We start from the raw sequence: 21,095 nt of genomic DNA, 5'->3' as shown, positions 1-21,095 counted from the left end.
ACCAAAAGTGAATTTAACACTTATAAATCAACGACTTATAAAAACACTTCAGCATCCCCTCAAGACTTTTCGCAATGACAACTTAGTTGGAGGCTCGCAACAAATTCATTATATATTCCCGTAGAGAACCGATTTTTTAGCGATTTCAATGAATTTGTGCTTTAATGATTCCATCAATCAATTTTTCAGGAACCGATCATGCGCCTCAACCTACCCGTCACTCAACAAGAGCGCGAGATCGACGCCCACGCCTCCATCGTCTCCAAGACCGATATCAAGGGCCGCATCACCTATGTCAACCCGACCTTCATCGACATCAGTGGCTTTACGGAAGAAGAGCTGATTGGCGCCCCGCAGAACATCGTGCGCCATCCGGACATGCCGGAGCTGGCCTTTGCCGACCTGTGGAGCACCCTCAAGGCGGGCCTGCCCTGGACCGGGCTGGTCAAGAACCGCTGCAAGAACGGTGACTTCTACTGGGTCAAGGCCAATGTCACGCCGATCTGGGAACGCGGCGTGTGCACCGGCTACATGTCGGTGCGCACCAAGCCCAGCCGCACCGAGATCGCCGCCGCCGACCAGGCCTACCAGGAGCTGAAGAAGGAAAGCACCCGCATCGCGGTCCATCGCGGCGAAGTCGTACCCACCGGTCTGCGCGGCAAGCTGCGCCAGGTGTCGCAGGTTTCGCTGAAGGCCCGGCTGGACCTCGGCCTGGCCACGGCCGCCGCGAGTGCAGGCGCGCTGGCTTTCCTGAACAGCCAGTGCAGCAGCCACGCCAGCAGCCTCCCGACACTGGTGACCACCGGCATTGCCCTGACCAGCCTGGCCTTGCTGCGCATGACGCTGGCCAAACGTATCTTCACTCCCTTGCGTCGGGCGGTGGTGCAAGCGCGCCGGGTGGCTGGCGGCGATCTGTCGGTCACCGATCTCCAGGCGCGCCGCGATGAAATGGGCGCGCTGCTGCAAGCCATGGAACAGATGCGCGTCAACCTGGTGGCCTCGGTCGGTGACGTGCGCCGCAGCGGCCTGCACATTGCCCAGGCCACCGGGGAGATCGCACGCGGCAACATGGACTTGTCGGCCCGTACTGAATCCCAGGCCAGCAGCCTGGAAGAAACCGCCGCCAGCATGGAAGAGCTGGCCTCCACCGTGACCCAGAACAGCGAGAACGCGCGCCAGGCCAACCACCTGGTAGAGCAAGCGCTGGCCACCACGCGCAGTGGCGAAGCTTCCATCAACCACATCAATGACACCATGGATGCGATCCACAAGAGCGCCGAGCAAATCAAGCAGATCACCGGACTGATCGACGGCATCGCTTTCCAGACCAACATCCTGGCCTTGAACGCCGCCGTGGAAGCCGCCCGCGCCGGTGAGCAGGGACGCGGTTTCGCAGTGGTGGCCGGCGAGGTACGCAACCTGGCGCAACGTTCGACCCAGGCCACCAAGGAGATCAAGCTGCTCATCGAGGCATCTTCGCAGCGGGTCGGCTCGGGCGTGAAACTGGCCGGCGAGATCCGCGACACCATGGGCGGCATCATGCGCTCGGTCACGCAAGCGGCCACCGCCGTGGCCGAGATCACCGCCGCCTCGGGAGAACAGCAGACCGGCATCCACCAGGTCAACGAAGCCGTGGTGCTGATGGATGAAGTGACCCAGCGCAATGCGGCGCTGGTGGAAGAGGCCGCCGCAGCAGCCGGTAGCCTGGAAGAATCGACCCGGCAAATGATCCAGGCCATCAGCGTATTCAACCTGGAAGGCATGCCGGCCCAGTCTATCCCGATGCGCTCACCAGAGGCCAAGCGCGTGGCGCTGCTGCGCGCGGCCTGACCAGCGGGGCGCGGCTCCCGCCCTTGACCGGGGAGCCATCGCTGAGGAGGCGAACATGGGACACAGCGAAGCATTGATGGCCGAAGAGTGCGCCAGCCCGCGTACCCATACCGATGACGCGCCCGACACCCGCGCCCTGGTCAAGGCCAATGCACGGTATCGCCACATCATCGGCAACACCCCGGCCATCATCTACAGCAGCGTACCCTCGGGCGACTTCCAGCTCACCTTCGTCAGCGAAAACGCCACACGCCTGCTGGGCTACGATCCGGAGGAAATGCTGGACGATCCCAACTTCTGGTTCAACCACATCCACCCCGATGACACCGCCGCGATCTTCTCCAGCCTGGCCATGCTCTTCGTGGAAGACCAGAAGATCTATGAATACCGTTTCCGCACCAGCGATGGCAGCTACCTGTGGATGCACGATACGCTGCGCCTGATCCGGGATGCCGAAGGCACTCCCCTGGAAGTGATCGGACTGATGACCGACATCACCGGCCGCAAGCAGCTCGAAGACACCCTGCAACGCCAAGCCGAAGAACAGCGTGCCCTGATCGAGCAGCTCAGGATGGCCCAGGCCCAGCTGATGCAGTCGGAGAAGCTGGCCTCCATCGGCCAGCTTGCCGCCGGTGTGGCGCACGAGATCAACAACCCGATCGGCTTCGTCAACGCCAATCTCAATACCCTGGGCAACTACGTAGCCACGCTGCTGGAGGGCATCAAACTCTACCAGTGCGTCGCCGGCGGCACGCTGCCCACCAGCGTGGCGCAATCCGAACTGCAGGCCTACGAGGCACGCGCCGACCTGCAATTCCTCAGCGAAGACGTCACCGAACTGCTGGCCGAATCCAACGAGGGCCTGCAGCGGGTCAAGAACATCGTGCAGTCGCTCAAGGACTTCTCGCGCACCGGCGAAAGCAACTGGCAGATGGCCGACCTGCATCACGGCCTGGACAGCACCCTCAACATCGCCAACAACGAACTGAAGTACAAGGTCACCATCATCAAGCAATACGGCGAACTGCCCATGGTCAAGTGCCTGGCTTCGGAACTGAACCAGGTCTTCATGAACCTGCTGGTCAATGCAGCTCAGGCCATCACCGAACGTGGCAGCGTGACCATCCGCACCGAACGCCGTGGCGAGCGCGCCATCGTCAGCATCAGCGATACCGGCCACGGCATCGCGCCTGAACACATCAACCGCATCTTCGAACCTTTCTTCACCACCAAGCCGGTCGGCAGCGGGACCGGGCTTGGTTTGTCGCTGTCCTACGGCATCATCAAGAAGCACGGCGGCGATATTCATGTCAGCAGTGAACCGGGCCAAGGCACCACCTTCCGGATCGAATTGCCCATCGATCCCGCCAGCGCCCAGCCGGCCAGCAAGGCCACGGGCGAACCAGGAGAAGCATCATGACCGCCATCCACAGCCAGGAACTCCAGACCCTGCAACAAGCCGATCCGTTCGCCCTGCCACCACCCTGCGTACTGCTGGTGGACGATGAACAGAGCATCCTGTCGGCCCTCAAACGCAGCTTCCGGCCCCTGGGCTATCGCCTGTTGACGGCCACCAGTGCCGAGGCCGGACTGGACATCCTGGCCAGCGCCGAAGTTGATCTGGTGATCTCCGACATGCGCATGCCGGGCATGAATGGTGCCCAGTTCCTGGCCCAGGTCAAGCAACAGTGGCCGGCCACCATGCGCATCCTGCTGACCGGTTATTCCGAGATCGGCAGCACCATTTCGGCCATCAATGATGGCGGCATCCACCACTACCTCTCCAAGCCCTGGGAAGACCGCGAACTGCTCATGACGGTCGCCCATGCGCTGGAAGAACAGCAACTGCGCAAGCAGAAAATGGCACTGGAACGCAAGGTGCGCGAACAGAATCTGCAACTGGCCGATTTCACCCGCCAGCTGGAACGCCAGGTCCAGGCCCGCACCGAGGAACTGCGCCAGACCGTGCTGTTCCTGGAGAGTGCCCAGGCGGAAGAACAGAAAGCCTTCCTCAGCATGCTGCACGTCTTCTCCGACATCAGTGAACTGCGCGCCGGGCTGGCCAATGGCCAGTCGGCGCGCATCGCCCGCTGGTGCGAACAGCTGGCCATGCGCATGGGCATGACCAGCCTGCATGCCAGGCACACCATGATGGCCGGCATGCTGCACGGCATCGGCAAGCTGGACCTCTCCGATGAGCTGGTAAGAAAGCCCATCGAAAAGATGAGCAGCGACGAGTTGCAGCGTTTCCTCTGGCATCCGGTCAAGGGCCAGATGCTGCTCACCCCCATCCCGACCCTGGCCGAGAGCGGCGAGATCATCCGCCATCAGCACGAACGCTACGATGGCCGTGGCGTACCGGAAAGCCTCTCGGGCGACGCCATCCCGCTGGGCTCGCGCATCCTGGCGGTGGTGCGCGACTTCGAGGGTCTGTGCAATGGCGGCATCACCAGCCACAACGTCAGCCCGGAGAAGGCCCTGACCATGCTGCGCGCCCACGCCGGCCATCGCTACGACCCGCTGGTGGTCGAGACCTTCATCGCCATGATGGAAGAACAACGCCTGGCCCTGGAACAGCAGACCCGCCTGCTGGCGCCGCAAGACCTGCGCGTGGGCATGAAGCTGGCCGAGGACCTGCGCACTCGCTCCGGCGTCCTGCTGCTCAACAAGGAGCACGTACTGGACGAAGCCATCCTGGCGCGTCTGCGACGCTTCGAGCAGATCGACGAGATGCCGCTGAAGGCGCGCATCCTGTTGCACTGAGGCAAATACGTATTGGGGTCAGCTCGCCCTGCGCCGGCTGACCCGGGAATTTCCTGATTGCCAGCCCGACCCGGGACTGATGCAATCGGCAGGACAGGGCGCTGGGCGCCCGTTCGCGTTGGGGGACGCGAGGCTGTTCCACCATAACAATATTGATCATGACCAGAATCACGAGAAATACCTGCCTGTTCCTGCTCGTCGCCTTCAGCCTGCTGCTGGCGGGCGTGGCCGGCCTGTCGCAACTCAACCAGAAGGAAGTACAGGCCAGTCTGGCACTGGACAGCCGCTGGATCCGCGACGACATCGAATCCCTGTTGCGCCGCTACGAACACGGCCTGCGCGGTACCCGTGGCGCCATCCTGGCCATCGGCGCGGATGAACTGAGCCGCGAGAAACTGTTGCGCTACATGGACAGCCGCGATCTGGCCCAGGAGTTCCCCTGGGCGGGCGGCTTCGGCTTCATCCGTCATGTGCCGCTGGCCGCGCTGCCGGCTTATGAGAAGAAGGTACGCCAGGAGCAGATGCTGTTTTCCAGCATCACCGAGCTCACCCACAATCCCGGTGAACGCTACGTCATCGAATACATCGAGCCCATCGTTCCCAATCGGCAAGCCCTGGGTCTGGACATCGCCTCCTCGCCCGAACGCCGCTCGGCCGCCGACCACGCCATGCTGACCGGCCGCGCCGAACTGACCACGCCGATCAGCCTGGTACAGAAGCAAGGCACTGCCGCCAATGCCTATCTTTTCCTGCTGCCCATCTATGCCGGCTCGGTCACTCCGCCGACCATGGAGCAGCGTCGGGAAAAAATCATCGGCTGGGCCTACGCACCGCTGTCGGTACACGACATCCTGTCCGAACTGAGCCGGCGCTGGAACGTCCATTCGCTGCAGATCCGTGTGGAGGACGTGGCCAGCGACGCACCTGCGGTCGAACTGTTCCGCAGCGGCGGATTCGACCAGATCGATGGCGCCGTCACCCTCGATACCGCCCTGCCGCTCTATGGCCGCGCCTGGAAACTGGTGATCCGCGCCGCCCCGGAATACGCGCAGGCGCACCAGTTCATCAGCGACCGCGCCATGTTGCTCTCCTGCTGCACGCTGACCATGCTGATCCTGGCCATCGCGCTGGCCTACCAGGTCTTTTCCACCCGCGAAGGCAAATTGCAGGAAGCGCGCGCACTGCTGGCCGCCGTGGTGGACAGTTCGCCCGACGCCATCGTCACTACCGATGCCCATGGACTGATCACCTCCTGGAACCGGGGTGCCACCGATACCCTGGGCCTTTCGGAAGATCGGGCACTGGGCACGGCCCTGTCCGCGCAGGCAACGCTGCGCGAACTGGACCAGCGCAGCAACACCCGGCAGCCGGGGACAGGTTTCAGTCCCGCCCCCGGTCAGCAGGAGGAGCCTCACGTGGTCAGCTTGCACGGGGAGGCGTTGCGCTATGCCTCGGCGCTGATGTTCCCGCTGCGCGACCGTGCCGGGCAACAGATCGGCAAGGCCTTCATGCTGCGCGACATCACGCGCGAGAAACGCATCGAACGCCAGCTGCACCGCATCAACGAAGAACTGGAACTGACTGTGCAGCAGCGTACCCATGCGCTGCACCAGGCCAAGACCATGCTGCAGACCGTGCTCAACGTGATGCCCTCGCTGGTCGGCTACTGGGACAAGCATCTCATCAACCGTTTCGCCAACGCCTCCTACGAGCGAGTGTTCGGACGGGCACATGGTGAAATCACCGGCATGTACATGCTGGACCTGGTAGGAACGGAGCTCTACGAAAGTGCCCTGCCCTACATCGATGCCGTGCTGGCCGGCGAAAAACAGATCTTCGAGCGCACCTTCACCCATGCCGTCAACGGCTACAAGCACGTCCTGACCACCTACATCCCCGACATCACCGAAGCCGGGGATGTAATCGGCTTCTACGTCGTGGCCCATGATGTGACCGAGATCACCCACAACCGCAACCAGCTCAGCGATGCACTGGCCCAGAACCAGTCCCTGCTGGACCAGGTACAGCAGGCCAATGCCCTGCTCAACAACGTGCTCAGCTCGGCCACCGGTGTGGCCATCATCGCCACCGCACCGGATGGCGTGATCACTCTCTTCAATCGCGGCGCTGAACGCATGCTGGGCTATCCGGCCGAGGAAGTGATCGGTCAGATGAAGGAAGAAGCCTTCTCGGGCCGTCTCAACAGTCCGGCCATCGGCGCCCGGGCAACGGCGCAAGAGAAGGCCGTGAGCGACTTGCGCTATCGTCGCAAGGATGGCGTGACTCTGCCCGTCACGCGTCAGCAGACTTCCATGCTGGACCACCGCCAGCGCCATATCGGCGATCTCTACATCGCCATGGACATGAGCCTGCAACGCCAGCAGGAAGCCGAACTGGCGGCCGCGCGCGACCAGTTGATGCTGGCTGCGGAAGTGGCCAAGCTGGGCGTGTGGGTGTGGGACCGCCACAGTGATACGCTGGAATTCAACCGCCAGATCGCCGAGATCTACGGTATCGGCGATGGTCGCAGCGGCCACGTCACCACCTATGACGGCTGGCGCCGTCGCGTGCATCCCGACGATGTCGGCTATGTGGAAGCAGCCCTGCAGGCGGCGCTGGCCGGTACCGGAGAATTCGAACCGGTGTTTCGGGTGCAGCGCGAGGACGGCAGCATCCGCTTCGTGCAGGCTCGGGCGCACGTGGACCGCAACGGCATGGGCGCGCCGGTACGGGTGATCGGCATCAACCTGGACATCACCCAGCGCATCGAGTTCGAAAACAACCTGGTCGAGGCGCGTCTGAAGGCCGAGCAGGCCAGTTCGGCCAAGAGCCTGTTCCTGGCCAGCGTCAGTCATGAAATCCGCACCCCCATGAACGGCGTGCTGGGCATGATCCAGCTTCTGCAACGGACACAGCCGCAACCGGCCCAGCGCGACTACCTGAACAAGGCCGAAATCTCGGCACGGTCGCTGCTCAATCTGCTCAATGACCTGCTGGATTTTTCCAAGATGGATGCCCGCCAGGTACTGCTGGAACTGCAGGCCTTCTCGCTGGAAAAACTGCATCACGATCTCACCGCGATCCTGGCGGGCAGCCCGCCCCAGGAAGGCGTGAGTCTGCACATCGCACTGGACGGCGAGCTGCCGCAACGCGTGGTGGGCGATGTCTACCGCCTGCAGCAGGTGCTGGTCAACCTGATCAGCAATGCGCTCAAGTTCACCCATCTGGGACGAGTCGACGTACAGCTGACGCGCCTGCCGGGCAGCAACGCGCAGCAGCTGATATTGCGGGTAGAAGTGTGCGACACAGGCATCGGCATCGCCCCGGAACGCCTGCAGGACATCTTCGATGCCTTCACCCAGGCCGAGGCCTCCACCACCCGCCGCTATGGGGGCACCGGCCTGGGTCTGGCCATCAGCCGCCATCTGGTGCAGCTCATGGGCGGACAGTTGCAGGTGAGCAGCGAACCGGGACGCGGCAGCCGCTTCTGGTTCGACCTGCCGATGCAGATCGAAGATGCCACGCCGCTATCGCAGGCGCGCGCGGACCAGGCCAGCCCGCATGCCGATTCCCCAGCCGTGCGCGAGGGCGCACGCGAACTGGAAGGCGTGCACATCCTGCTGGTGGAAGACAATGCCGTCAACCGTCAGGTCGCCAGCGGTCTGCTGTCGCTATGCGGCGCGCACATCACCAGCGCCGACAACGGCAGCACCGGCGTAGCCCTGGCCAGCGATCCCGAGCGCCATTTCGACCTAATTCTGATGGATCTGCAGATGCCCGGTATCGACGGCATCGAAGCCACCCGGCGCATCCGTCGCCAGCAGGACCTGCGCCATATCCCCATCCTGGCCATGACCGCCAATGCCTCGCCGGAAGATCGCCGCCGCTGCATCGATGCCGGCATGGCCGGCCACATTGCCAAACCCATCGACGTCAGTACACTGGTCCCTACCCTGCTGTCGCACCTGCAGCACGATCGCCCCGCCGCCCCGCAAGAACGCGCACCAACCGAGACCAGCGCCGTCTCCCTGCCCGCCGACCGCCAGCAGGTCGAGCAGCACGCCGACGTGATGCGGCGCTTCCGTCAGGCCAGCGACGTCTACCGTACCACGCTGGATGCTGCCGGAGCGGAACTGGAGCGGCTGTTCACGCAATATGAGGCGGCGCTGACGCAGGTCTCGGCAGTAGACATCGGCCAGAGCAGTCATGCCCTCAAGGGCCTGTGCGCCACCATCGGGGCCAGCGGCCTGGCCGCGTATTTCGCCGACATCGAGAACGCATGTCGCGCTGCACGGGAAGAGTCGCCCGATGCCCTTTTCACTGCCCGTGCAGCAGGCTGGCATGAACAACAGGGCGCAGTGCGGCGCGATGCCGGCGTAGTCCTGCAGCAACTGGCCGTACAGGCACTGCAAGGGGTGCGCGATCCATCGCCGGCGGGGCTGCCGCTGGCCGATGCAGGAGAGCTGCCGGCCGCGACAAAGGCGACCGATTTTCCTGACAGGCAGCAGCTGCACGCCTTGTTAGCGTCGAGCAACCTTGAAGCGCTGGATCTGGCCGAAGCCATCGGCAAGCGCCATGGGCTGATGCGACAACCCTACTACCAGCAGTTGTGGGAACTGATCGAGAAACTCGATTTCCCGGCGGCCCTGGCCCATCTCGATCATCACTTCGGAGAATCCACTTGAAACGCATCCTCGAAGAACTCTCGTCCCTGCGCGGCAGCCGCCCGCGCGTACTGCTGTGCGACGACCAGCCCATCAACATCCGCCTGGCCAATGCCCTGCTCAAAGGCGATTACGAGATCTTCATGGCTACCAGCGGTGTGCAGGCCATCGAGCTGAGCGAGAAGGTCGTACCGGACCTGATCCTGATGGACGTGAACATGCCAGGACTGAACGGCTATGAGACCTGCGAACGGCTCAAGCAGAACACCGTCACGCTGGGCATCCCCGTGATCTTCCTGACCGGCCTGAAAAGCGAGGAAGACGAGGTAAAGGGCTTCGATGCCGGCGGCGTGGACTTCATCAGCAAGCCCATCAACGGCACCGTGCTCAAGGCACGCGTACTGACGCACCTGACCCTGAAGCTGCAATCGGATTTCTATCGCAACATTGCCGTCACCGATTCGCTCACGGGCCTGTTCAACCGTCGCAAGTTCGACAGCGAGCTGGCCGAGAAATGGGAGCTGTGCAAGCGCTCCGGCCAAGCCATGTCACTCTTGATGATCGACATCGATTACTTCAAGAAATACAACGACCACTACGGTCATCAGGCTGGCGACCAATGCCTGGCCGAAGTGGCGCACGCCATCCGCAGCAACTTCCACCGCAGCTACGATTGCGTGGCACGCTATGGCGGCGAGGAGTTCGCCTGCATCCTGCCCATGGCCGGTCTCGATCAGGCCATGAAGCTGGCACGCGACGTCTGCGACGCCGTGGCCCGGCTGCATCTGCCCCATGCCAGGTCGGAGGTCGGTCAATACGTCAGCTTGAGCATCGGGGTGGCCTCGGTGGATGCGCCAGGCCACAGCAGCAGCCCCGCCTCGCTCATCGCCCTGGCCGACCAGAACCTGTATCAGGCCAAGGCACACGGACGAGCACAGGTATACGGGCAGACAGTGAGCCGGACCGACACGGCACCCGTCCCCGCAAGTTGAAGCCAGCCACGGCAGGAACACCTCCCCACACGTCTGCGAAGAGGCCGCTGCACGCTGCACCGCAGCGGCATCTCGAAAAATAACGAGGAAATATTCGAATAAATTTGAACTCACTGGCCTGAATTTCAGCCAGCGTCGACTATTTTCGACATCCCGGTAAAACTGCGTTTTTCTTCCCGCATGTCCTTGTCCCAGGAAAGCAGTCTGCCTGACGAGGGAGCGGTGAAGCCCATTAGACCCGTTCGATGCGTCCGTATCGGTCAAGGAAGAAAAACATGACAACTGCACATCTCGCTCACATCGTCGGTGGTGAAGACTCTCTGGGTGGCCCGCTGGTCCGCCTGCTGGAGGCCGCCGGATTCCACGTCGCCCACCATTCCTCGGCGGCCCAGTTTCTGCAGCACACGACCGGCAGCGCCCCTGGCGGGCTGGTGCTGGAAGTCCACATGCAGAATCTCGACGCGCGGCGCCTGCGTTCGCTGCTGGATGAACGTGAACTGGGCCGGCCCCTGATCGTCATCACCGGCCATACCGCCGCCAATGCACCGGAGGAGATGTACAGCGGGCACCACGATGCCGGCCCGCGTGCCCTCCCCGGCGCGGCCAGTGAACAGGGCGCGCAGCCCATGGTGCGGCAGCAGCTGGTGGAAGCTTTCCGGGGCGCGCTCATGCCCTTCGATGAATCCGGTCCGCAGATGCAGCAGCGACAGGAACACTACGCGCGCCTGAAGACCCTCACGCGACGCGAACGCGAGGTGCTGGAACGTCTGGTCAAGGGAAGGCTGAACAAGCAGATCGCCGCCGAACTGGGCACCTCGGAACGCACCGTGAAGGCCCATCGCCAGCAGGTCATGCGCAAGATGAATGCCGACTCGCTGGCCGCGCTGGTGGCGGCCATGACGCGCTACTGAAGGCGCCTGCGGGCGGTCGCTCGCCTCATCGAGCCCCTGCACGATGAGGGGCGCTGGGCTTCAGCCGGTCACCGTATCCTCGGACTCCACCCGATTGCGCCCACCGCGCTTGGCCTGATACAAGGCCTGGTCGGCACGGGCATAGGCTTCTTCAAAATCGCTGCCGGCGGTGGCCCAGGCCACTCCGAAGCTGGAGGTGACCGGCCGCGCCGACAGGCACTGGAAACGTTCACCGGCAATCGCCTGGCGGATCCTGCCGGCCAGGGTCACTGCCTGTTCCAGCGCCACCCCGGCCAGCAGGATGGTGAATTCCTCGCCACCCACGCGGCCGATGACGCCGTTGCCTGCCAGCGTAGTGCGCAGACGACCAACCAGTTCGCGGATCACGGCATCGCCGGTCGGATGGCCGAATTCATCATTGATGCGTTTGAAGAAATCGATGTCCAGCACGATCAGCGACATCGACGATTGTTCCAGGATCTGGTGTGCGCGCTCGAAGACAGCGCCACGATTGAGGGCGCCGGTCAGATTGTCGTGCCGCGCCTTGTAGTCCAGTTCATCGCTCAACTGCTGCAGTCGCGCATTGAGCAGGTTCAGCTCGCGCTCGGTGCGGTCGCTGCGCGAGATCAGGCGACGGCTCTGGCGCATCAGCTGGCCATAGTGCTGCACCAGTTCCTCCAGCGCCGCGCGATGGCTGGCCGGGGCGCTGGCGGGATCGGCCAGTACTGCCGTAGCACGGTGCAGGGCCTCGGCTTCGGCCGCAAAAAGATCGTCGCGGTCCATCAGCTCTGCACCGCGTGATCGTGGAAGACCAGCGCGGCGAAATCTTCCTGCAACTCCTGGCCGAATTCGAAGATGGTGTCGTCTTCCTCGTCGTGGTACCAGTTCAGAACGACTTCGGTTCCGCTCTCGGCCTTCTCGTTCAGGGCGTCGAAGAGCGAGAACAACATCTTGGTGCTGGAGCTGTTGAAGTAGGCCAGCGCCACGTTGACGGTGATGGTGCCGCCGTGTTCATCGTCGGCCAGGAAGCGGCGCAGCGTGGTGATGATCTCGCCCCAGAACTGGGCGGCATTCTCGGGGTAGGATTCGCCCTTCAGCGAAAGCGTGCGCTGGTCGAAGCGGAAATCCACCTCGGGGGAGCTGGCGCTGGCGGCGATGAATAAGTTGTCCATGGTGTCGTGTGTCAGAGGCGGCGGGCCCTCAGATGGTGGCCCGGAGATAGAAGGTCTGCGCGCCATCGGCGGCCGGCTGGGAGAACTCGAAGTCCAGCGGCGCACTGGCATCGCGCGCCACCGTCAGGAAACCCAGACCGGCACCCTTGCTGTCGGGCGGTGTCTCGGTGCGCAGCATTTCCTTGTAGGCAGCCTTGATTTCGTCATTGGTCAGCGAACGCAGGTGTTCCAGTTTCGCCCGCAGCTTGTCGGCCATCTCGGCATCGACGGGATTGGCGCAATGCAGGAAGTAGCGACCATCGGTCTGGGTGATGTAGACCGCGCCATGGCGCATGGGCGGCTCTGTGACTTTTCCTTCCTTCTCGTGCAGATCTGCCGAGTAGTGGACGATGTTCTGCGCCATCTCGATGAAGGAAGAGAACAATTTGCGCCGCGTCTGCGCCAGTGCACCGGTGTGCTCGGCGCGCAGCTTCACGGCCTCGGCCATGGCTGCGATGATGGTCTGGGAAAAATAGCCGACGTAGTAGAAGACAATGTCGCGCCGGGCGACATAGCTGTGGAACTCAGCCCACTCCTGTTGGATACCGTTCATGCCTGTGTTCCGTGTTGAGAGTCTTGAAGAGAATCCTGAAGCGCCGCCGCCAGGCGCACACCGAAGAAGCAGATGTCATCGCGTCGCCGCTGCGTCCCCTGATAGTGACTGTGAATGTCCATGACCACGCGCCCCAGCGCCGGCATCGGCAGGTGGCCGTGTTCGAGCAGGGTGCGGCGCAGGCGCTGCTTGCCGAAGGCGATGTTCCTGGGACCGCCGATCTGGTCGATCACGCCATCGGTACAGACGAAGATCATGGTCCCCGGTGCCAGCTGCTGGCTGTGGTTATCCCACTGCATGTCGTCGGGGGTGTCGACATAGCCGAGACCGACACGCTTGCCTTCGATGGTCAGCACTTCGGTGCCATCGGCCACCAGCAGGAACAGCGGCATCTTGGCACTGCTGCTGGTGAGGGTGCGGGTGGCACTGTCGAACCAGAAGAAACAGGCGTCCATGCCATCGTCCGATTCGGAGGGCTTGTCGGACTGGCCGTGCTGCCCGAGCACACGCTTCATGCTGCGGTTGACCTCGCGCAGGAGGCGCGCCGGGTCGTGCGGGCCATGCAGTTCCAGTGCCTGCTTCAGCGAGGATGAGGCGATCAGGGTCAGGAAGGCACCCGGCACCCCATGACCGGTGCAGTCGGCGACGGCGGCAAACCAGCCACCGGGATGCGCTTCGAAATGATAGAAGTCGCCGCCGACCACGTCACGTGGCTCCCACACCAGGCAGGCATCGGCCAGCGCCTCGGTCATGGCGGCGCGCGAGGCGCTCAACATGGCGCGCTGGATCACGCTGGCGTAATCGATGCTCTGCATGACCTGGCGGTTCTTTTCTTCCTGCATGCTCACCAGTTCACGCATCAGGGCCAGGCCCGCGCCCAAGCCGGCCAGCTGGCCCTGCTCGACGATCAGGAAGCCGTCAGCCAGGGTCTTGTCGCCCGAGGCCACGGCCAGCGCGCCCAGCGTTTCGATGGGGGTAGCGGCCTCGACGATGAGCGGGTTCTTGTCCATGAAGGCGATGCAGCTCTTGCGCTCGTACAGCTCGCGGTGATACGGCTTGGACATCTGGGACATGAAGATGTGACGGCTGATGAGACCGATGGGCCGCTGCCGTTCCACCACGGGAAGACTGACCAGCTCCTTGTGCTGGCCGAAGATCTCCAGGACGGCAGCGTTGTTCTCATCGAACTGGACGACCGGCACCTGTACCGCCAGCGCTCCCGCTGTCGGTTGGAACAACTTGCTCCCTGTCGCCGGAGTCAGACTGAAATGACTTTCCACCGTGCTCGCCCGCGTCGTGATTTTTGGATAGACCGCGGATCATATTTCATTCCTGTGACAACAATGTGACGCTGTCAGGCGACAATTAACCAATTGTGCGACACGATGCGTCTTACCGGACGCAGCATGAGCTGAGCCACCGCTCAGGAAAACCCCGATGGCGGCCATGTTGCCCGCAGTGCATGATGAGCTTGTCCCATGACTTCATGACTGATGGAGCGCCCACTCATGCACAAGACCGCCCTGATTGCCACCAGCCAGCCCGAAGTCAGCCGCGCGCTGACCGAATGGCTGGCCATCAACGACATCGACATCCAGATCGCCAGCAGCGGCAACGATGCCATCGAACACATCGCGCTGGACCGCCCCGACGTGGTACTGGCGCAGCTGGCCATGGAAGGCATGAGCGGTCTGCGTCTGGCACATTACCTGAAGGCACAGAAGCAGCTGGCCGACGTACCGGTCATCTTGCTGTGCCGCGATGAACGCGAGATGGATCTGGTCAAGGGACAATGGCCGGCCTTCCTCTGTGCCGGCGCGCTGCATCCCGCCCTGATTTCCGAACTGAAGCGGGAACTGGTCAACTAGGGCCTGTTCACATTAAATCTGCGAGTGCGAGAGGTCGCCAAGCGTTGACTGCCTAGGCGCGACGACGCGCCGTGGTGGTGCCACGGCAAGGAGCTGCAACAACGGCAGGCGACGCTTGGCGGCCTCTCCCGGAGGGTTGCCCCCAGAAGGCGCGCTGGCCGCGTTGCACGTCCACGGCATCATCAAGAAAAAAAAGGCCCGGCAGCTTGCGCTACCGGGCCTGGTCATTTTTGCGTTCGCGCCTGCGATCAGGCCCGGTAGCCCTTGCTGCTCATCGGTACGAAGGCCAGCAGCACCCCCAGGATGGACAGGCCGATCACATACAGCGCCGGACCTCGCGGGTCAGCCTTGATCCACAGCGAGATCAGCACCGGCGTGAGCCCGCCGAAGACGGCATAAGCCATGTTGTAGGCGAAGGACAGTCCGGTAAAGCGCACCGCCGGCGGGAAGGCACGGGTGGAGACAATGGGGGTGAGCGAAATGCTGCCCACGAACAGGCCCACCAGCGCATAGCCCGCGATGAGCGACGCGGGCGAACCCGGCAACTGACCATAGAACCACCAGGTCGACAGTCCCAGGCCACCCCAGCCGATGATCATGCTGACGCGCGTGCCGATGCGGTCACACAGCCAGCCGATGGCCAGGCAACCCAAGGTCAGCATCAGCGTGCCGGCGCAGTTGGCCTGCATCACCAGCTTGGCCGGCAGGTGATGCACGGTCTGCAGATAGGACGGCGTCATCAGGATCACCACCACCACCGCGCCCGACAGGCACCAGGTCATGCCGGCCGTCAGCAAGCTGGCGGCGCGGTGTTCGCGCAGCACGGTCTTCAAGGGCAGTTCATTGGACTGCTGGCGACGTGCAGCCAGCTCGCGGAACACCGGGGTCTCTTCCAGATAGCGACGCAGATACACCGACACCAAGCCGAACACGCCCCCGAGAATGAAGGGAATGCGCCAGGCATACGCCGCCACTTCAGCCGGGCCATAGACGCTGTTGATGAAGATGCCCATGAGCGACCCCAGCAAGATGCCACCGGTGATGCCGGCAGTGAGCGATCCGACACCGAAGCTGTAACGGTTGGCCGGCACGTGCTCGGCCACGAAGACCCAGGCACCCGGCATTTCACCGCCGATGGCGGCACCCTGCAGGGTGCGCATCAACAGCAGCAGGATGGGCGCGGCCACGCCGATGCTGGCATAGGTCGGCAAGAGACCGATCACCAGCGTGGGCACCGCCATCAGGAAGATCGAGAGCGTGAACATGCGCTTGCGGCCGATCACGTCGCCATAGTGGGCGATGATGATGCCGCCCACCGGGCGCGCCAGATAACCGGCGGCGAAGATGCCGAAGGTCTGCAGCATGCGCAGCCATTCCGGCATGTCGGCCGGGAAGAACAGCTTGCCGACCACCGCCGCGAAGAACACGTAGATGACGAAGTCATAGAACTCCAGCGTGCCCCCCAAGGCGGACAGGCCCAGGGTGCGGTAGTCGGAGGAAGTGAGCGGACGATGCCGGGACTCGTTCAGAGCCCCGGTCAATTCAGCAGATCGGGCAGAAGTGGTCATGATGGTTCACTAGCAGCAAAGCGGCTATCCGGAGCGCCGCCAGCATCGCCACAGGATCAGCGAACCCATGGCAATGCCGCAGCCAGCCGGATGGCCTGCTTCAACTTGTTCGGTCGGGTAAGCGCAGAGGGCATGCCGGGACAGTGCTGGGCATGTCTGCGAAGGACAGATTCAGCGGAAAACGTAAAGCGAAGAAATACGATTTGGCGTCGAAACTTGCCCAATGATACCCCAAAAGCGGCGAAGCTTCCGCAATGCAGCATTTCTTGCCGTCGTTGGCGGACCTAGCAGCATCCCTGACGGTTTCAGGCCGATGTGAAGTTTAGGGCCTGTTCACATTAAATCTGCGAGATGCGTTGCCCCCAGAAGGCGTGTTGGCAAGGCGCGCGTCAGGGCTGGTGGTGGTGCCACCAGCCCTGACGTGCAACGCGGCCAGCGCGCCTTCTGGGGGCAACCCTCCGGGAGAGGCCGCCAAGCGTCGCCTGCCGTTGTTGCAGCTCCTTGCCGTGGCACCACCACGGCGCGTCGCTGCGCCTAGGCAGTCAACGCTTGGCGACCTCTCGCACTCGCAGATTTAATGTGAACAGGCCCTAGTGACGGGAACAAGTCAGAAAGCCCGCCCGACAGCCTCTGCTGCCAGGCGGGCTTCGGTAACAGGTGAAGCCAATGACAAAATGGCGCGAGCCTCTTGCGGCTCAGGACTCCAGGACAATATCGACGGTCGAGCTACGGCGCAGCATCAGGAAGCCTTCGCCGTAGATATTGCGGATCTGCATGGGGGCCTCCTGCAACGAGCGCAATTTCTGACGCACGCGGTAGATCAGCGCATCGATGCGATGGGCATCATATTCCTCGCCCCCGGAACGCAGCAGGTCGAACAATTGCGCGTGCGAGACCGGATAGTTGGGACTTTGCAGCAGCGCTGCCAGGGCGATGCTTTCCTTGTCGGTGAATTGCAGCGCCACCGCGCCATTGCTGGAGAGGCGTCCGGAGCGACGGTTGAAGGCCCACTTTTCGGACTGCGGCGAACTCTGGTGCGGCGCGGTCTTCATGCGCCGCGCCAGGGCCGTGAGCGTGGCCGAGACTTCCTCCAGCTTGACCGGCTTGACCAGGTAGTAATCGGCGCCGTCGCTCATGCAGCGCACCCGCTCCTCGCTGCGCGTGGCGGCGGTGAGAATGATGATGCCCATGGACGGGAAATTCTGCCGCAGCGAGGCCAGTTCCGGCAGGAGACTGCCATCCGGCAAGCCGATGTCGGAAATGAGGATGTCGGGCTGACGGCTCCTGAGCGTGTCCCTGGCCTGCCCCAGTGCCGAGCAGACCGAGACCTCGTATCCCAATTCCCCCATATGTGCGCTCAACGTGTTACGCCAGTCGAGATCGCTTTCTACGATAAGTACTTTCATCACTCTTTTGTTCCGGACGAAACCTGTTTTTATGACTGCCGGAGCATCCCCATGCGCCCCTCCCGGACGGGAACCGGGACCTTCTGCGAGCGCGGAAATGCTTTCCATAATCACAACGTTATACAGAAAATATCTGCAAATAAAATCATAAAAACTCGCAGATCCCTTACACCTGAAAACTCCGCCTGGCCTGGCTTTGCGCCCGTTGGCGCAGGAGGTCCGTGACCGTCCCGAGCAGGTGGTCTACCGAGCATGGTTTGAGTAAAAAAGCGGCAATGGTGGACAGTCGCGCACTGGCTGCCGGCAGGTGGGCACTGATCAGCACCACCGGAATCCGGGAAAAACGTTCATGCGAGCTGGTGTAGCGCGCCAGCTCCATGCCATCCATCCGCGGCATGCCCAGGTCGGTCAGGATCAGATCCGGCACATGCTCAGGCATGAGCGCGATGGCCTCCACGCCATCGGCAGCCGCCACCACCTGCAGCCCACCCTGCTGCAATATTCCGCACAACATCGCGCGCGACTCCGCGTGATCTTCCACGACCAATACGGTCGGTGCCTTGCTGATCGTTGCCACCTTGTCCTCCCGCCCTCTATCCCGCACGTCATGTCACGGTTACTTGTCGTGATTTATGGTGATGGTTGGCGATGAAACGCGATATCAGGAAATTCCTGAAACTCGGACAACATGGCGTCACCGCAATCCGGGGACAGGCGCTGCGTGCCCGGCACGAGCGTGAGGGAAAGACGCGCAAGACCGCCCCTGGCCAAGCTCTGCCATGGGCGCCGGGGCAATCAGGGGTGGGGGGATCAGGCGTGCGTGCCGAGCAGGCGCTCGATTTCGGCCAGCAGTTGCTCGAAGAAGACCGGCTTGCGCAGGAACAGATTGTGACTGGATTGCGACAGATCGTGACGTTCGGGTGCACCGCTGCACAGGATGATGGGCAGGCCGGCACCTTGTGGCAAGGCACGCAGGGCGCCACACAGCTCCAGTCCGTTCATCACCGGCATCATGCAGTCGGAGATGACCAGATCGGGCCAGGCCTGCTGCACCTTGACCAGCGCATCGGCGCCGTGCACGGCCGTCATCACGCGATAGCCGTGCAGCTCCAGCAGCATGGCATAGGTGTCGGTGATGTCGATCTCATCGTCGACGATCAGGAGCAGCGGTTGGACCGCCGGCTGGGGAGGTGACGCACCGGACATGGTCAACGTCCATCCGCAACCGGCGCGGCAACAGGGGTGACCAGGCCATCGATCTCGATGCCGGCGTCGGAGATGTTCATCAGGCGGCTGGCGCCGTCGTAGCCGTTTTCGCGCAGTTTCATCACGGAAATCTGGCGGCGGTTGACGTTATCCTTGACCACGTATTCCAGCAGCATCATGTTTTCGTACAGTTGCGAGGAACTGGGATCGACCTGGGGCCGCGATTCGCGGAAGTACGGCAACTGCTCGGTGATGAAAGTGGTCACGCCGCGCGCACGCAGTTCATTGGTCAAGGCCACCAGGAAGGGGCGCATGCGCTGCTGCTGCACCACGATGCTGCGCAGGCCATCCACGCCATCAATCAACAGGCGTGTCACGCCACGCTGGGCGATGTTGTCCAGCATGCGCTTGGCCAGATCGTCGCACAGCATTTCCAGCGGTAGCTGCCACATCATCTGCAGAGCCCCGCTGTCGATATGTTCATCCAGCTGCATCCCGGCCTTGCGGGCTTTGGCCAGCAGGCGCTCGGGCGATTCGTAGAAACCCAGGATCAGGCATTGCTGTTCATCCTTCAAACCCTGCTCGATGAAATGCAGGCCCATGAGGGTCTTGCCCACGCCGGGGCTGCCCAGCAGACAGGTGAGCGAACCGCTGACCACGCCCCCGCCGATGCACTTGTCCCAGGACGCAATGCCCACGCTGACATAGCGGTCCGAGGTGCCCGGCACCTTGCCTGCGCGGGTGGCGGTGGCTTCGAAGCGGGGGAAGATCTCGACCCCGCTCTGGTTGATCTCGAAGACGTGCTTGCCCAGCAGGTGATTGGCGCCGCGCAGCTTGAAGACCTTGATCTCGCGCACCAGCTGCATGCCGGACTCGTACTGACTCAGTTCGATCACACCATCAACCAGAGTGTTTTCCGACTCGGGCATGTTGCCTTCCACCGGCGAGAGCAGCAGCGTAGTGCAATTCATGGTGAACACCAGGGCATTCAGGGAGTGCATGAATTCCGACAGGTTCAGATCCGACGGTCCCGACTCCCGCACCGAACGGAAGCCGTCGATGATCAGCATGGAGGGACGATGGCGGTTCAGTTCGGCGCTGATCAGGCGCAGCAGGCCGCGCAGACCCTCACTGGCCAGCGCGCCGTAGCCGCTCAACATCTGCATCTGGTCGCCGACCAGGCTTTCGTCGAAAAAATCGAAATTGCTCACATGATTGAGCATCTTGGCGTGCGATTCGGCAATGAGCGTCAACAACATCACCTTCTTGCCACCGCGTGCCTGCGCAAAACCGACCTGCGAGGCCAGCGTGGTCTTGCCGCTACCGGCCAGCCCCTGGATCAGGTAGAGACTGCCCGCCGGCAGGCCACCGCCCAGGATCTCGTCAAACCCGGCAATACCGGTGCTGAGCAGCGCAATGCGGCTGGCCCGTGAGGTCGGGACGGCAGCGCGGTGAGGGGACGATGGGTGATGGCTCATGGGGAGGATGGCTCGGCGTTTTTATTGTGCAAAGATTTAATGAGTTTCGTCATTATACGATTGCCTATTACTTGCTTATGGTTGTCATGCAGGCCGAAAGTTGCATTGGTCAGGAAAAGAAAAGATCCTGACATCCCTCAAGCCAGGCCAGCGGCGTACCGATACGGGAGCATCTTCCTTCCTTTCGAGGGCCGCATGAAAGTGACGCCTGCAGCAATCTCCCAGATCGTCCCGGGCCAGGCCAGGCTGGCCGGGCACGCCTTCCGGCCCGATCCGGACCGTCCATCCCCGGTGCCGGCAGCGCAGCAGACCCAGGATTCGGTCGTGGTCAGCCTGTCGGACCAGGGGCGGCGGCAATGGACGGAGGAAATGCAGCAGGCACTGGCCAGCCCGCTTGAGGGGGCGGTATCGCAGGCGCAAAGCCAGGCCAGGTTGCGCAAGAGGATGGAAAAACTGCTCAAGCGTACGGCCCTGCTGGAAATGGATGTCTTCAGCGAGCTGCGTGAAAAGGTGAAGGCGCAACTGCAGCAGAAAACCCCCTTGCCACCGGCGCAGCGGCAGGCCAACGAGGACAGGCAGCAGCGCCAGCAGGCGTGCGGTCCATCGACGCCCCAGTGAGCCGCTGCGGGCAGGCGCGCAAAGCGT

At 62.8% G+C, this 21,095-nt stretch carries 17 protein-coding genes; 8 read left to right on the top strand and 9 right to left on the bottom strand.

What is annotated here, in order from left to right; all coding sequences use genetic code 11:
- Positions 1–198 precede the first annotated feature (198 nt).
- The 6 genes from ACODSZ_RS13070 (at position 199) to ACODSZ_RS13045 (ending at position 11,160) form a co-directional block, all read left to right on the top strand.
- A complete protein-coding gene (locus ACODSZ_RS13070; RefSeq protein WP_488927751.1) occupies positions 199–1,830 on the top strand; it encodes a methyl-accepting chemotaxis protein in 1,632 nt (543 codons plus the stop codon).
- A gap of 55 nt (positions 1,831–1,885) precedes the next feature.
- Positions 1,886–3,250, top strand: coding sequence for an ATP-binding protein (locus ACODSZ_RS13065; RefSeq protein ID WP_488927750.1), 1,365 nt, complete (start codon positions 1,886–1,888; stop codon positions 3,248–3,250).
- A complete protein-coding gene (gene nosR / locus ACODSZ_RS13060) occupies positions 3,247–4,593 on the top strand; it encodes a response regulator c-di-GMP phosphodiesterase, NosR family (protein WP_488927749.1) in 1,347 nt (448 codons plus the stop codon). Before ACODSZ_RS13065 ends, nosR begins: the two co-directional genes overlap by 4 nt.
- A 158-nt stretch (positions 4,594–4,751) precedes the next feature.
- A complete protein-coding gene (locus ACODSZ_RS13055; RefSeq protein WP_488927748.1) occupies positions 4,752–9,278 on the top strand; it encodes a CHASE domain-containing protein in 4,527 nt (1,508 codons plus the stop codon).
- Entirely contained in the window at positions 9,275–10,249 is a 975-nt protein-coding gene (locus tag ACODSZ_RS13050) for a diguanylate cyclase (protein WP_008331651.1), read from the top strand. Before ACODSZ_RS13055 ends, ACODSZ_RS13050 begins: the two co-directional genes overlap by 4 nt.
- Before the next feature lie 275 nt (positions 10,250–10,524).
- Complete coding sequence (locus tag ACODSZ_RS13045) at positions 10,525–11,160, top strand: response regulator transcription factor (RefSeq protein WP_175344216.1); 636 nt, start codon at positions 10,525–10,527, stop codon at positions 11,158–11,160.
- A 60-nt stretch (positions 11,161–11,220) separates the two neighbouring features.
- Here the strand turns inward: ACODSZ_RS13045 and ACODSZ_RS13040 are convergent, their stop codons facing one another.
- Genes ACODSZ_RS13040 through ACODSZ_RS13025 form a run of 4 tightly spaced genes read right to left on the bottom strand, consistent with a single transcriptional unit; the run spans position 11,221 to position 14,204 of the window.
- The gene (locus ACODSZ_RS13040; protein WP_241820929.1) at positions 11,221–11,943 is read right to left on the bottom strand and encodes a GGDEF domain-containing protein; all 723 of its coding nucleotides are present in this window, start codon (positions 11,941–11,943) and stop codon (positions 11,221–11,223) included.
- The gene (locus ACODSZ_RS13035) at positions 11,943–12,332 is read right to left on the bottom strand and encodes a DUF1987 domain-containing protein (protein ID WP_008331657.1); all 390 of its coding nucleotides are present in this window, start codon (positions 12,330–12,332) and stop codon (positions 11,943–11,945) included. The genes ACODSZ_RS13040 and ACODSZ_RS13035 overlap by 1 nt, the downstream gene beginning before the upstream one ends.
- 28 nt (positions 12,333–12,360) lie before the next feature.
- Positions 12,361–12,924: a SiaB family protein kinase gene (locus ACODSZ_RS13030; RefSeq protein ID WP_008331662.1), complete on the bottom strand. Its 564-nt coding sequence runs from the start codon at positions 12,922–12,924 to the stop codon at positions 12,361–12,363.
- Complete coding sequence (locus ACODSZ_RS13025) at positions 12,921–14,204, bottom strand: PP2C family protein-serine/threonine phosphatase (RefSeq protein WP_488927747.1); 1,284 nt, start codon at positions 14,202–14,204, stop codon at positions 12,921–12,923. Before ACODSZ_RS13025 ends, ACODSZ_RS13030 begins: the two co-directional genes overlap by 4 nt.
- A 228-nt stretch (positions 14,205–14,432) precedes the next feature.
- Here ACODSZ_RS13025 and ACODSZ_RS13020 point away from each other — a divergent pair, with 228 nt between their 5' ends.
- Positions 14,433–14,792, top strand: coding sequence for a response regulator (locus tag ACODSZ_RS13020; RefSeq protein ID WP_488927746.1), 360 nt, complete (start codon positions 14,433–14,435; stop codon positions 14,790–14,792).
- Positions 14,793–15,040: 248 nt separating this feature from the next.
- On the opposite strand, the gene ACODSZ_RS13015 is transcribed toward ACODSZ_RS13020, so the two are convergent.
- The 5 genes from ACODSZ_RS13015 to ACODSZ_RS12995 form a co-directional block, all read right to left on the bottom strand.
- Positions 15,041–16,360, bottom strand: a complete 1,320-nt coding sequence (locus ACODSZ_RS13015; RefSeq protein WP_034350929.1) for an MFS transporter — start codon at positions 16,358–16,360, stop codon at positions 15,041–15,043.
- A 695-nt stretch (positions 16,361–17,055) separates the two neighbouring features.
- A complete protein-coding gene (locus ACODSZ_RS13010; protein WP_488927745.1) occupies positions 17,056–17,766 on the bottom strand; it encodes a response regulator transcription factor in 711 nt (236 codons plus the stop codon).
- 166 nt (positions 17,767–17,932) lie between these two features.
- On the bottom strand, positions 17,933–18,343 hold the full coding sequence (locus ACODSZ_RS13005) for a response regulator (protein WP_488927744.1): 411 nt from the start codon (positions 18,341–18,343) through the stop codon (positions 17,933–17,935).
- A 233-nt stretch (positions 18,344–18,576) separates the two neighbouring features.
- Positions 18,577–18,972, bottom strand: coding sequence for a response regulator (locus ACODSZ_RS13000; RefSeq protein ID WP_488927743.1), 396 nt, complete (start codon positions 18,970–18,972; stop codon positions 18,577–18,579).
- Positions 18,973–18,974: 2 nt separating this feature from the next.
- Positions 18,975–20,450, bottom strand: coding sequence for a DUF7125 family protein (locus ACODSZ_RS12995; protein WP_488927742.1), 1,476 nt, complete (start codon positions 20,448–20,450; stop codon positions 18,975–18,977).
- A gap of 195 nt (positions 20,451–20,645) precedes the next feature.
- Between ACODSZ_RS12995 and ACODSZ_RS12990 the strand changes: the two genes are divergently transcribed.
- Positions 20,646–21,068 carry a hypothetical protein gene (locus tag ACODSZ_RS12990; protein WP_488927741.1) on the top strand — a complete coding sequence of 141 codons (423 nt, stop codon included), beginning with the start codon at positions 20,646–20,648 and terminating at the stop codon, positions 21,066–21,068.
- The last annotated feature ends 27 nt before the right edge of the window (positions 21,069–21,095 follow it).

The sequence above is a fragment of the Herbaspirillum sp. FG34 genome (assembly GCF_057809315.1).
The sequence above is the reverse complement of the archived record's forward strand: the minus strand, read 5'-3'. Positions and strand labels throughout refer to the sequence as shown.